10 protein-coding genes are annotated in these 12,853 nt (G+C 69.4%); 4 read left to right on the forward strand and 6 right to left on the reverse strand.

The window, feature by feature from the left end:
* Positions 1-4,413, forward strand: coding sequence for an AMP-binding protein (locus G4D85_RS01750; protein WP_164007257.1), 4,413 nt, complete (start codon positions 1-3; stop codon positions 4,411-4,413).
* Positions 4,410-5,438, forward strand: coding sequence for an NAD-dependent epimerase/dehydratase family protein (locus G4D85_RS01755; protein ID WP_164007258.1), 1,029 nt, complete (start codon positions 4,410-4,412; stop codon positions 5,436-5,438). Before G4D85_RS01750 ends, G4D85_RS01755 begins: the two co-directional genes overlap by 4 nt.
* Before the next feature lie 53 nt (positions 5,439-5,491).
* On the opposite strand, the gene G4D85_RS48750 is transcribed toward G4D85_RS01755, so the two are convergent.
* Together G4D85_RS48750 and G4D85_RS01760 are read right to left on the reverse strand one after the other, a co-directional pair.
* The gene (locus G4D85_RS48750; protein WP_205525379.1) at positions 5,492-5,644 is read right to left on the reverse strand and encodes a hypothetical protein; all 153 of its coding nucleotides are present in this window, start codon (positions 5,642-5,644) and stop codon (positions 5,492-5,494) included.
* A gap of 3 nt (positions 5,645-5,647) precedes the next feature.
* Positions 5,648-6,529 carry a GGDEF domain-containing protein gene (locus G4D85_RS01760; protein ID WP_164007261.1) on the reverse strand — a complete coding sequence of 294 codons (882 nt, stop codon included), beginning with the start codon at positions 6,527-6,529 and terminating at the stop codon, positions 5,648-5,650.
* A gap of 314 nt (positions 6,530-6,843) precedes the next feature.
* On the opposite strand from G4D85_RS01760, the gene glgC reads away from it, so the two are divergent.
* Positions 6,844-8,073, forward strand: a complete 1,230-nt coding sequence (gene glgC, locus G4D85_RS01765) for a glucose-1-phosphate adenylyltransferase (protein ID WP_164007263.1) — start codon at positions 6,844-6,846, stop codon at positions 8,071-8,073.
* An 8-nt stretch (positions 8,074-8,081) separates the two neighbouring features.
* The gene (locus G4D85_RS01770; RefSeq protein WP_164007265.1) at positions 8,082-8,600 is read left to right on the forward strand and encodes a GNAT family N-acetyltransferase; all 519 of its coding nucleotides are present in this window, start codon (positions 8,082-8,084) and stop codon (positions 8,598-8,600) included.
* 6 nt (positions 8,601-8,606) lie between these two features.
* Here the strand turns inward: G4D85_RS01770 and G4D85_RS01775 are convergent, their stop codons facing one another.
* The 4 genes from G4D85_RS01775 to add form a co-directional block, all read right to left on the reverse strand.
* Positions 8,607-9,053 carry a hypothetical protein gene (locus G4D85_RS01775; protein WP_164007267.1) on the reverse strand — a complete coding sequence of 149 codons (447 nt, stop codon included), beginning with the start codon at positions 9,051-9,053 and terminating at the stop codon, positions 8,607-8,609.
* A gap of 130 nt (positions 9,054-9,183) precedes the next feature.
* Positions 9,184-10,608, reverse strand: coding sequence for an RtcB family protein (locus tag G4D85_RS01780; RefSeq protein ID WP_164007269.1), 1,425 nt, complete (start codon positions 10,606-10,608; stop codon positions 9,184-9,186).
* Positions 10,609-10,771: 163 nt separating this feature from the next.
* Positions 10,772-11,551 (reverse strand): SDR family oxidoreductase, encoded by a 780-nt coding sequence (locus G4D85_RS01785; protein ID WP_164007271.1) that lies wholly within the window; start codon positions 11,549-11,551, stop codon positions 10,772-10,774.
* Positions 11,552-11,646: 95 nt separating this feature from the next.
* A complete protein-coding gene (gene add, locus G4D85_RS01790; protein ID WP_164007273.1) occupies positions 11,647-12,807 on the reverse strand; it encodes an adenosine deaminase in 1,161 nt (386 codons plus the stop codon).
* Positions 12,808-12,853: the final 46 nt, after the last annotated feature.

The raw sequence follows: 12,853 nt of genomic DNA on the forward strand, positions 1-12,853 counted from the left end.
ATGAGCCAGGGCCAGGGGCAGCTCCCGGAGCTGAACGTCTCCCGCGTCTTCACCGGCAAGCGCCTGCTGTTCGCGGGCTCCACCGGCTTCGTGGGCAAGGTGACGCTGTCCATGCTGCTGCACCGGTACGGGCAGGAGCTGGACAAGGTGTACGTGCTGGTCCGCAAGGGCAGCGCGGCCTCCGCCGAGCGGCGCTTCTTCGACAAGGTGGCCACCAGCGAGCCCTTCCAGCCGCTGCGCGACGCGTACGGCGACGCGGGCGCGCTGGAGTTCATCCAGAAGAAGTGCCACGTGCTGGACGGCGACATCACCGACCCGTGGGTGGGCCTCGAGGAGGCGCAAGTCGCGGAGCTCACCGGGAAGGTGCACGCCTTCATCAACTGCGCGGGACTGGTGTCCTTCAACCCGTCGCTGGAGGTGGGCCTCAACGTCAACACCCACGGCGTGAAGTTCGCCGCGGAGCTGGCGGTGCGCTGGGGCGTGCCGCTGGTGCACATGTCCACCGCCTTCGTGGCGGGCAACCGCGACGGGCTCGTCTTCGAGGACGAGGAGGTCCTCGGCTACTTCCCCAAACGGGACGAGCTGGACGGGCGCGACTTCAGCCTGGCGCAGGAATTGGCGGACGCGGAGCGCGTCGTCGCCCGGCTGCGCGAGCAGGCCGACGACAAGGCCCTCACGTCCACCTTCCGCAAGAAGGCCCTGGACCGACTCGTCGAAGAAGGCCGCGACGTCAACGACGAGAAGACGCTGCGGCTGGCGGTGGGCCGCGAGCGCAAGCTGTGGCTCAGCGGTGAGCTGGTGCGCGCCGGCATGGAGCGCGCCGCCCACTGGGGCTGGCCCAACACGTACACGTACACCAAGTCCCTGGGCGAGCAGGTGCTCGCGAGCACGCCGGGCCTGCGCTACTCCATCGTCCGGCCGTCGATTGTGGAGAGCGCGCGCCACTTCCCCTTCCCCGGGTGGAACGAGGGCTTCACCACCTCGGCGCCGCTGGCCTTCGCGGGCATCAAGAGCCCCGGCGGCATCCCCGCCGGCGAGAGCACCATCCTGGACATCATCCCGGTGGACCAGGTGTCCGGCGCCACCATCGGCATCACCGCGCACGCCATCGACGTGGAGGAGCGCCGCGTCTACCAGCTGGCCTCGGGTGACGTGAACCCGTTCTATGCCAGCCGCTCCGTGGAGCTGGTGGGCCTGTACCGCCGCCGGCACTACCGGAACAAGGAGACGGGCAACGCGCTGATGAACTCGCTGCGCTCGCGCCTGGAGCCGCAGCCCGTCAGCAAGAAGGAGTTCGAGCTGTTCAGCGCGCCCATGCTGGTGCGCGGCGCGAAGTTCCTGAAGAAGGCCATCGACGAGGTGCGACCCGCGTGGGGCGCGCCCGGCGTGCAGGCCATGCTGGACAAGGCGAAGGTGTCGCTGGACGACGTGGAGGAGCAGAACAAGGGGCTCATCGCCCTGACGGACCTGTTCCTCCCCTTCCTCTACGAGAACCGGTACGTCTTCCGCTGCGACAACACGCGCTCCGTCTATGCGCGCATGGAGCACTCGGACCGGCTGAAGGTGCCGTGGGACCCCGAGCACATCGACTGGCGCGCCTACTTCATGGAGACGCACCTGCCCGGCCTGGAGAAGTGGGTGTTCCCCGGCCTGGAGGAGGAGCGCGAGAAGCGCACCGTCATCCCCGCGCACCGCGACTTGCTGGAGCTGCTCGAGGCGACGGTGCACGCGTACCGCCACCGCGTGGCCTTCCGCATGGTGGCCGGCGAGCGCGAGGAGCGCTTCACCTTCGGCGAGGTGCACCGCTACGCCTCGCGCGTGGGCAGCTACCTGCTCGGCAAGGGAATCAAGCAGGGCGACCGCGTCCTGCTGGTGTCGGAGAACCGGCCCGAGTGGGGCATCTGCTACTTCGGAATCCTGCGCGCGGGCGCGACGGCGGTTCCGGTGGACCCGGGCCTGAGCGAGGCCGAGCTCATCAACATCTCCCGCCGGGCGGAGGCACGCGCGTGCCTGCTGTCCGAGGACGCCGCCAAGGACTTCCCCGGCCTCATCTCCGCGCTGGGTGAAGGCGTCACCGTGGCGAGCCTCGCCGAGGCGATGACGGGAAACCCGGCGCACCCGGACCGCATCGGGCCCGTGCGCAAGTCGGCCTCCGCGGACGACCTGGCCAGCGTCATCTTCACCTCCGGCACCACGGGCACGCCCAAGGGCGTCATGCTCACGCACCGCAACTTCGCCTCGCTGGTGGCGAAGCTGGCCGGCGTGTTCGACGTGGGCGTGGGTGACGGCGTGCTGTCGGTGCTGCCGCTGCACCACACCTTCGAGTTCTCCGCCGGCTTCCTCACGCCGTTCTGGCGCGGGGCGGAAATCACGTACATCGACGAGCTGACGTCGGACCGGCTGGGCGAGGTCTTCGAGACGGGCCGCATCACCGCCATGGTGGGCGTGCCCGCGCTGTGGCAGCTGCTGCACCGCAAGATTACGCAGGAGTTCGCCAGCCGGCCGCCCTTCGTGGAGCAGGCGCTGAAGGCGCTGATGGCCACGCACGGCGAGCTGCGCAACCGAGCCAACGTCAACCTGGGCAAGCTGCTGTTCTGGCCCGTGCACCGCAAGTTCGGCGGGCGCATCAAGGTGCTCGTCTCCGGCGGCTCGGCGCTGCCGGACGAGGTGCACAAGGCCTTCCACGAGCTGGGCTTCAACATCACCGAGGGCTACGGCCTGACGGAGTCCGCGCCGGTGCTGACGGTGACGGAGCCCGGCAACAAGCGCCAGCCCGGCACGGTGGGCCGCGCGCTGCCCGGCATCGAGCTGCGCATCGCCCACCCGGACAACGACGGGCTGGGCGAAGTGCTGGCCAAGGGCCCCAACGTCATGCCCGGCTACTTCGGGGACCGCGAGTCCACGGACGCGGTGCTCAAGGAAGGGTGGCTCCACACCGGCGACCTGGGGCGTCTGGACGCGGAGGGCCGGCTGTACCTCGTCGGCCGCGCGAAGGACGTCATCATCGACCACAACGGGAAGAACATCTACCCGGACGAGCTGGAGGAGCTGTACCAGGAGCACTCGCACATCAAGGAGCTGTCCATCGTCGGCCTGCCCGACGAGGCGGGCGGCGAGAAGGTGGCGTGCCTGTGCGTGCCGGACTACGGCGAGCGCCCGCGCGAGGAGGTGCGACGTGAGGTGGAGGAGCACTTCCGCAAGGTGAGCGCGGACATGCCCTTCTACCGCCGCGTGAAGGTGCTGAAGCTGTGGGACGGCGAGCTGCCGCGCACCGCCAAGCGCAGCGTCAAGCGCAAGCAGGTGGTGGAAGAGCTGCAGCGGCTGGAGCGCATGGCGGCCAGCGCCAGCAAGGCGCGCGAGAAGGCGACCCACCCCGGCACCGGCGGCATGGCGGACTGGCTCTACCCGCTCATCGCCGAGGTGTGCCACCGGCCCGTGGCGGACGTGCGGCCGGACGCGCTGCTCTCCGGAGATTTGGGCTTCGACTCGCTGATGCTCACCGAGCTGTCCTCGGCGCTGGAGGGCGCGGGCGTGCCCCTGCCCGCAATCGAAGACCTGACGCAGGTGCAGACGGTGGAGGACCTGCGCAAGGTGGTGGCGTCCTCCGGCAAGCGGCCCTCGGTGGAGACGCGGGCGAAGGACATCTCCAAGCAGAACGTGCGCGCGGAGGAGGTGGAGATTCCGGTGCCCGAGGTGGTGGTGGACGTGGGCCGGCAGCTCCTGGCCTTCGGGCAGAAGGTGCTCTACGGCGGCGTCTTCGACACGAAGGTGACGGGCAAGCCCTTCGTCCCGCAGAACCGCAACTTCCTCGTCATCGCCAACCACTCCAGCCACCTGGACGCGGGGCTGGTGCGCGTGGCGCTCGGGGACCAGGGCGAGCGGCTCGTCTCGCTGGCGGCGCGCGACTACTTCTTCAACACGCCGCTCAAGCGCGCCTGGTTCGAGAACTTCACCAACCTGGTGCCGATTGAGCGGCAGGGCTCGCTGCGCGAGTCGCTGCGCATGGCGGGCGAGGCGCTGCGCCAGGGATACAACGTCCTCATCTTCCCGGAGGGCACGCGCTCCACCACGGGGGAGATGCTGGAGTTCAAGAACACGCTGGGCTACCTCGCCCTCACGTACAACGTGGACGTGCTGCCGCTCTACATCGAGGGCGCCTTCGACGCGCTGCCCAAGGGCACCGTCTTCCCCAAGTCGAAGAACCTCGAGGTGCGCATCGGCCCGGTGCTGGGGCACGAGACGCTGCGGGCGCGAGTGCAGGGCATGGCGCGCTCGGAGGGCTACCGCTACGCCACCCGCATCGCCGAGGACGCGATGCGAGCGCTGAAGGACGGCCGGGTGTTGGACCTCGCCGCGCAGGAGCCCACTACGACGGCGCTCGTCCGCGCCTCCACCGGAGGGAAGGACTCGTGAAGCTGCTCGTAACGGGAGGCACGGGGTTTCTCGGCACGCACCTGGTGCCTAGGCTGGTGGCGGCGGGGCACTCAGTGCGGCTCATCGGCCGCTCGAAGCCCTCGGGTACGCCGTACGCGGGCACGGAGTACGTCCCCGGAGACTTGAAGGACCGGGACGCGGTGCGCCGCTCGCTGGAGGGCGTGGACGCCGTCTACCACCTGGCGGGGCTCGTCTCCTTCCAGCCTAAGGACGCGCGGAAGATGTTCGAGCTGCACGTGGACAGCACCCGCGAATTGCTGCGGGACGTGCGCGAGGCGGGCGTGAAGCGCGTGGTGCTGGCCTCCACCTCCGGCACCATTGCCGTGTCCAAGGAGGAGCGCGTCGGCACCGAGGACGACGACTACCCGATTACGGTGGTGGGACGCTGGCCGTACTACCTGTCGAAAATCTACGAGGAGAAGCTGGCGCTGGAGTACTGCCGCAAGCACTCCATCCCCCTCGTGGTGCTCAACCCCAGCCTGCTGATGGGGCCCGGGGATGACCGGCTGTCCTCCACGTGGACGGTGGTGAAGTTCCTCAACCAGGAGATTCCGGCCATGCCTGGCGGTGGCATCTCCTTCGTGGACGCGCGCGACGTGGCGGATGCCTTCGTCCAGGCGCTCACCCGGGGCGAGGTGTATGGCCGCCACCTGATGGGGGTGAATCTGCCCATGGTGGACTTCTTCCGGCGCCTGGAGCGCATCTCCGGCGTGCCCGCCCCCCGGCTGCGCCTGCCCTCGCAGGTCAACGTGCTGGGCAGCAAGCTGCTGGAGCGCTGGGCCAAGGTGCGCGGCACCAAGCCCGTGCTGGACCCGCAGGAAGTCGAAATCGGCGAGCACTGGTTCTGGCTGGACGCCTCCAAGGCCGAAGCCGAGCTGGGCTTCCGCGCGCGCGACATCCACGAGACGCTCTCCGAGACAGTGCAGCACATCTACGGGAAGATGCCGCCCCAGGCCCTGCCGGGCACCAAGGGCCGGCTGGCTGACTTGCGCGAAGGCACCTGAGTCACGCGCCGGACGTGGGGGCCCGCGAGTCGGGCTCCCGCGCACCGCCGGGCCTACCGCTCCAGCGGGCGCCGCGCCTCGTCCACCAGGCGCGAGGCCCAGGGCTCGGAGCGGTGGCTCCACACCCAGGCGGCGCCCAGGAAGCCGATGCCGAGCAGCACCAGCAGGAACCGCGCGAAGACGGAGGGGCCCGCTTCCTTCGCCACGGCCTAGCCCACCACCCGGTTGCGGCCCGTCTTCTTCGCCTTGTACAGGTTGGCGTCCGCGATCTTGATGAAGTGCGGGGGCTCGGTCATGTCCGCCGTCATCTCCGCCACGCCGATGGAGATGGTGACGGGAATCTCCTTCTCGTCGTAGACGAAGACCTTCTCCGCGATGAACCGGCGAATCTTCTCCGCGAACAGGCGCGCCTTGTCCGGCCCGTCCTCGGGCATGACGAGCGCGAACTCCTCGCCGCCGTAGCGCGCGAAGCACTGCTCACGGCGCACCATGCGCTTGATGGACTGGGCCAACTCCCGCAGCACGTAGTCCCCGGCCAGGTGGCCGTGGACGTCGTTGATCTGCTTGAAGTGGTCGATGTCGAACATCATCAACGTGAGCGAGCGCGTGTAGCGGCTGGAGCGCCCCATCTCCTTCTCGAGGTACTCGAGGAAGTAGCGCTTGTTGTTGATGCCGGTGAGGCCGTCCGCAATCGTCAGCGTGTAGATGGTCTCGTGGTACTGGGTCTCGATGTTGTCGCCATCGAGGAACTTGAAGATGGAGCCACCCACCTTGATGAGGTCCCCGCTGCGCAGCGGCGAGGCCTGCAGCACCTCCTGGTCGTTCAGGTAGGTGCCGTTGGTGGACCCCAGGTCCTCCACGAACATCCGCCCACCGCGGCCGAGCACGCGTGCGTGCCGACGAGAGACGTTGTCCAGGTCTACCCAGATGTGGTTGCCCTGGTCTCGTCCGATGGTCAGCTCGGAGTCGATGAGGTACTTCTTGCCAAGCTCCGGACCATGAATCTGCACGAGGCAGCACTCGGTGCTGCGCTCGGAGCGCACGTCCTTCAGCGTGGAGATTTTGGTAACTCGGGTTTCGTCTCCGGACATCGCCAGGGGAGGCTAGCAGCCCGCCCACCTTCGGGGAAGCCGCGCAACCCGTCGATCTGAGCCCGCACTCGGGTGGCCCGGAGCCCGCACCCGGAGCCCTCGCCCGGTGGCCCGGAGCCCGCGTCCCGGCCCCCCGCGCTCCCCGCGCGCCCCGCCTGCTCCCCTCGGGAACCCGGGGCGGAGCCCTTCTCCCACATCCGGCGCCCCCGGGGCGGCCGGGGGCACCTGAACAGCGGTTCGGCATTCAACGAAGGCGGGCAAGCGGGCACGTGTGCCCTTGTCGGGCAGGGGAGGACGGTTAACGTCGTCCGCCTATGTCCAAGGTACTGGCAATGATTCTGGCAGGAGGTGCGGGGACCCGCCTGGAGCCGCTCACCCGTGAGCGCGCGAAGCCGGCGGTGCCGTTCGGCGGCCGCTACCGCATCATCGACTTCGTCCTCTCCAACTTCGCGAACTCCGGCGTGTACCGGATGAAGGTGCTGACGCAGTACAAGAGCGACTCGCTGAACAACCACCTGTCCCGGGCGTGGCGGATGACGGCCTTCCTGGGCCACTACGTGGAGGCGGTGCCCGCGCAGATGCGGACCGGCGTGGACTGGTACAAGGGCAGCGCGGACGCCATCTACCAGAACCTCAACATCATCACCGACGAGGAGCCCGACTACATCTTCGTCTTCGGCGCGGACCACGTGTACCGGATGGACACGCGGCAGATGCTGGACTTCCACTGCTCGAAGAAGGCCGCGTGCACGGTGGCGGCGATTCCCGTCCCGATTGAGCAGGGACGTGAGTTCGGCATCATCGACGTGGGGCCGGACGGGCGGATGCGCCAGTTCCTGGAGAAGCCGAAGAATCCTCCGCCCATGCCGGGCAACCCGAAGATGTGCCTGGCCTCCATGGGCAACTACCTCTTCAGCACGGACGTGCTGGTGCAGGAGGTGGTGCGGGACGCGGCGGACGAGACGAGCGCGCACGACTTCGGCAAGTCCATCATCAGCGAGCTGTACAAGACGGCGCCCGTGTACGTGTATGACTTCGCCACGAACGAGATTGCCGGCCAGGAGGCGAAGGAGCGCGGCTACTGGCGGGACGTGGGGAACATCGACGTGTACTACGACTCCAACATGGAGTTGGTGCAGGTGGACCCCGTCTTCAACCTGTACAACGACCGCTGGCCCATCCACACGCAGCCCAACAACTACCCGCCGGCCAAGTTCGTCTTCGCGGACAAGGAGAACCACCGCGTGGGCAATGCCATGGACTCGCTGGTGGCGGAGGGCTGCATCATCTCCGGTGGCAGCGTGAATCGCTCGGTGCTGTCGCCGAAGGTGCGCGTCAACTCGTACTCGGAGGTGGAGGACTGCATCCTCTTCGAGAACGTCACCATCGGCCGGCGCTGCCGCATCCGCCGGGCCATCATCGACAAGAACGTGGAGATTCCGCCGGGGATGACCATTGGCTACGACACGGTGGAGGACAAGCGGCGCTTCCACGTCACGCCCGGCGGGGTGGTGGTCATCCCCAAGGGCATGAAGGTGACCTGAGGCACGCCATGGGTGCGGCGGGGGGGCTCCACCTGAGGCCGGCGCGCGAGTCGGACCGGCGCACCCTGTGGCGCATCCACACGCAGGCGGTGGAGGCGCTGTGCCGGGGCGTCTACGCGCCGCACGAGGTGAACACCTGGGTGCGGCTGCTGCGGCCGGAGGGCTACCTCCGGCCGGACAAGCCTCGCACGGTGCTGGTGGCCGAGCGCGGCCGGCGCATGGTGGGCTTCGGCCAGGTGGACACGCGCATGGGCGAGCTGGAGGCCCTCTACGTGGTGCCGGACGAGGTGGGCCAGGGCGTGGGCACCACCCTGCTGGCGGCGCTGGAGTCCGCGGCCTGGCGGGACGGGGTGCCGCTGCTGGGCCTGGACGCCAGCTTGAACGCCGAGCCGTTCTACCGGCGCCATGGCTACGTGTGGATGCACGCGGCCCGCAGGCCCCTCACGCCAGACGTGCAGCTGGCGTGTGTGCGGATGCAGAAGCGGCGGCCGGCCGCCGCCCATAGGGAGGAGCCGGCCACGCACTGAGTCCCGCTAGCTGAAGGAGGCCCGGACCTCGGGCTTGCGGAGCACCACCAGCGCCCAGATGCCCACGGGGATGCCCAGGCAGTAACAGGGGCCACAGCAGGGGATGATGGAGATGATGGCGGCCGTCATCGCCAGCCCGTAGCTCTGCAGGTTCTTCATCTTCAGGGCGCCGAAGAAGACCAGCGCGTTGAGGACGAGGAACGGCAGGGTGACCATGAGGCGCCCCCCGGTGGAGGACATGAACTCGGCGAAGCCCCGGAACTGCGCCAGGTCGGGGTTGTTGAGAATCTGGTCCATCTGCGCCGAGTCGACGGGCCGCACGAGGCTGAACAAGCTATAGAGGATGGTCAGCGCGGACATCACCATCAGCAGGATGGCCGGAATCGACACGGACTCCCGGGCCTGCGCGGGCGAGCCGCCCGGTGACATCGGTGTCCCGAAGTTGTTCTCCATGTGCCCCTCTTCCCCTGGGTTGCGTGGGTGTGGTGCGCGGGCACCAGCCCGGGCGGCGCCATTCCACCCGGAGAACGGCGAGCACGCCAAGATAAATGACGTGCCCGCCCGAGACTTCGAAGTCCGGAGCTCAGGCCTTGAAGGTGAGCAGGGGCGCCAGCCGCGCCACCTCGCGGACGATGCCGGCCTCCACCTGCGAGTCCACCACCGGGCGGATGGGCTTGTAGGCCGCGGGCGCCTCCTCCACCCGCCGCTCTGCCCGGAGGCTGATGCAGTCCACCCCGGTGAGCCCCAACGCCGCCTCGCTGTGGTCCGCCCCGCCGCGCGACATGCTGAAGCGCGAGCGCGCCCGGCCCGCGCCATGCGACGCGGACTCCAGCGACGCCGCGTCGCCACACCCCACCATGAGGAAGGACGTGGCCCCCATGGAGCCGGGGATGATGACGGGCTGCTCCGCCCCCGCCGGGCAGGCCCCCTTGCGCGCCAGCCACCCGCCCTCGTACGGCAGGGTGAGGTTGTGCGGCACGTCGTAGACGAGCGGCGCCTCTACCTCGCCGAACAGCTCCCGCAGCGTCTGGCGCAGCAATTCCGCCAGCAGCAGCCGGTTGAGGAAGGCGTAGTTGGCGGCGGTGGCCTCGGCCTCCAGGTACTCGGCCACCAGCCGCTCGTCGCCCAGCGGGAGGATGCCGCTGTCCGGGAAGGGCTGGCCCACGGGCCACGCCTTGCGCGCCCGCTCCTGCCAGGCCACGCCCACGTGCTTGCCCACGTCGCGGCTGCCGGAGTGAATCATGAACGCGAGCTGTCCCTCGCGCACACCCCACTGCCAGGCCCGCGCCCGGTCCTCCACGGCCTCCACGCGCTGCACCTCGACGAAGTGGTTGCCGCCGCCGATGGTGGCCAGCCCCGCGTCACGCACCACGCCCTCGCGGGTGAAGACGTCGGGCGCCCAGGACGGGTTGCCCTTCAGCCCGCCGCCCAGGTGGATGCGCTCCACCTCCGCGTCGAGCTGGGCGAGGTCCGCCCGGCCCGCGCAGCCCAGCGGGCGCTCCAGCGTCTCCAGCAGCCAGCCGGGGACGCCGTCGCGCAGCAGGGCCTCCGAGGCACGCGAGGACATGGTGACGTCCCGCGTGCCGAAGAAGTAGTGGCCCTTCATCCGCTCGACGAAGGCGTCGCGCTTCGCGAGGAAGGCGTCGACGGAGACGTCGGCGACGTGCAGGCGCATGCCGCAGTTGATGTCGGTGCCGATGGCACCGGGAACGACCAGGCCCCGCGTGTGCAGCACCGAGCCGATGGCCACACCGGAGTCACCGGGGTGGAAGTCGGGGGTGGCGCGCACGCGCAGCACCTGGCCGCCGCCCGGGTGCTTCAGGGCGGCAAGGTTGGCGAGCTGCCGGAAGGCCTTGCCCTCCACGGGCAGGTCCGGCGGGAGGAGCACCTCGGCGGGCGGCGCATGGGCGTCGTCCAGGAGGCGCACGGAGTAGAGGCGACCGTCATAGGTCACCTCGAGCCCCTCACGGGCGAGTGCCCGGAGAAGCCGATTCAGGTTCGGCTGCATGACCCAACTCAGGAATGGCCCCGGCTCCCGCACGCATGCGGGCCCCGGGGGGACGTGACAGAGAGATGGAGGGACCAGGGTTCAGCAGCCGCGGTCGCCGGACGGCACAAGGCCGTCCTCGCCGTGCACGGACGGGTGCAGGGGTGCTTCCTGACAGCGGGGACTACACGGCGGCGGACAGGCCGCCATCCACGTTGATGGCGGTGCCGCTGATGTAGCCCCCTCGCGGGGACAGCAGGAAGGCGACGAGGTCCGCGAACTCCTCGGCCCTGCCCACCCGGCCCAGGGGGATGCCCGCGTGGCGCGCCATCTCCTGCTGGAAGGACTCCACCGGCTTGCCCACCTCCTGGGCCCGGCGCACCCACTGGCCGCTCTCGACGATGCCCACCAGCACGGCATTCACGCGGACGCCGTGCGGGCCGAACTCCTTGGACAGCGCCTTCGTCAGCGCCAGGCCCGCCGCGCGCGACACCGACGACGGCGTGGAGTGCGCGCCCGGCGTCTTCGCGCCAATCGCCAGCACGTTGACGATGGAGCCGCCGCCGGACTCGCGGATGAGGGGCAGCACCTGCCGGGAGGCGCGCACGGCGGCGAAGAGCTTGAGGTTCAGGTCCTCCTCCCACTCCACGTCCGTCACCGACATGAAGGGCCGCGCGGCGGCGGAGCCCGCGTTGTTCACCAGCGCGTCCACCCGGCCGAAGCGCGCGAGCGCGGAGTCCACGAAGTGCTCCACCTGCCACGCCTTGGACACGTCGGCCTGGACGGTGAGCACGTCGCCGCCTTCCGCGCGCAGGGCCGCCGCGGTGGCCTCCAGGCGGTCCTGGCCCCGGGCACACAGGGCCACCTTCGCGCCCTCCCGGACGAGCCTCCGGGCCACCGCCGCCCCCAGCCCATCCGAGCCCCCCGTCACCAGCACCACCTTGCCACCGAGCTCCAGGTCCACGTGTCTCCTCCTTCACGGGCGCCAGGCCCGCACCGGAGGAGAGGAGGGCTGCTCCTCTCCCCGGGCTGACGCTCCGTGCGCCGGAAGCTACGCCATCAGGCCGGCTGCTTCATCGCCGACCGCTTCTTGTCGAAGGTGGCCAGCGTGGTGGCGATTTCCTGGTTGATGGCGCGCAGCATGTCCTGCTTCTCGCGGAACGGAAGGAAGGCGCTCTTGAAGCCGGAGACGATGATGGTGGCCAGGTCTTCCAGCGACAGGCCCAGCTCCTTGTGCGCCACCCACAGCTCCTTCGTCACCGTGGTGTCGGTGATGAGGCGGTTGTCGGTGTTGATGGTCACCCGCAGGCCGTAGTCGAAGTAGAACTTCAGCGGGTGCGCGGCCAGGCTGGACACCGCGCCCGTCTGCACGTTGGAGGTGGGGCAGACCTCCAGCGGAATCCGGTGGTCGTTGACGTAGTTGAGCAGGTCACCGTCCTCGCGAAGCCGCGTGCCATGGCCGATGCGGTGCGCGCCCAGGTTGTGGATGGCCTGGGAGATGGACTCGGGGCCGTAGGCCTCGCCCGCGTGCGCGGTGCAGTTGACGTTGTTCTTGAGGATGAGCTGGAAGGCGTCCCGGTGGTCCTTGGCGGGGAAGCTGGCCTCGGCGCCGGCGAGGTCGAAGCCGATGACGCCGCGGTTCTTGTAGGCCACGGACAGCTCGGCCAGCCGCATGGACGTCTGCGGGTTGATGTGGCGGATGCCGCAGACGATGACGCCGCACTTGATGCCCGTCTCCTTCTTCGCGGCGCGCAGACCCTCCAGCACCGAGTCGATGACGGTGGTCATCTTCAGGCCCTTCTGGAGGTGGAGCGCGGGCGAGTAGCGCACCTCCAGCCAGCGCACGTTCTCCGCCGCGGCGTCCACGGCCAGCTCGTACGCGGAGCGGTAGAGGGCGTCCGCCGTCTGGAGCACGGAGAGCGTCACGTCGAAGGCGACGAGGTACTCCTCCAGGCTCTTGCAGACCTCGCCCATGTGGATGGCCTTGGCCAGCCCGTCCTCGGTGTCCGCGGGCAGCTTCACCTTCTGCTGCTCGGCGAGCTCGAGGATGGTCTTCACCCGCATGGAGCCATCCAGGTGGCAGTGCAGGTCCGTCTTGGGTAGCGCGAGCAGCAGCTCTTCCGTCACCGCCAGCGTCGGAGGCGGCACGAAGTCCGTCCGCCGGGCGGAGGAGGGGATGCCGGTCGCGTTGGGAAACTCGTCTTCTCGAATGGTAGGCATGGTCGAAGTTCCTTCCTTGCGCCATCCTCCAAACCATGTCGCCCCG

The organism is Pyxidicoccus trucidator, assembly GCF_010894435.1.
GTDB lineage: Bacteria > Myxococcota > Myxococcia > Myxococcales > Myxococcaceae > Myxococcus > Myxococcus trucidator.

Coding starts and splice junctions, on each gene's coding strand:
- G4D85_RS01750 (WP_164007257.1), top strand. CDS start 1: ATGAGCCAGGGCCAGGGGCAGCTCCCGGAGCTGAACGTCTCCCGCGTC.
- G4D85_RS01760 (WP_164007261.1), bottom strand. CDS start 6,529: ATGTCCGGAGACGAAACCCGAGTTACCAAAATCTCCACGCTGAAGGAC.
- glgC (WP_164007263.1), top strand. CDS start 6,844: ATGTCCAAGGTACTGGCAATGATTCTGGCAGGAGGTGCGGGGACCCGC.
- G4D85_RS01770 (WP_164007265.1), top strand. CDS start 8,082: ATGGGTGCGGCGGGGGGGCTCCACCTGAGGCCGGCGCGCGAGTCGGAC.
- G4D85_RS01775 (WP_164007267.1), bottom strand. CDS start 9,053: ATGGAGAACAACTTCGGGACACCGATGTCACCGGGCGGCTCGCCCGCG.
- G4D85_RS01780 (WP_164007269.1), bottom strand. CDS start 10,608: ATGCAGCCGAACCTGAATCGGCTTCTCCGGGCACTCGCCCGTGAGGGG.
- add (WP_164007273.1), bottom strand. CDS start 12,807: ATGCCTACCATTCGAGAAGACGAGTTTCCCAACGCGACCGGCATCCCC.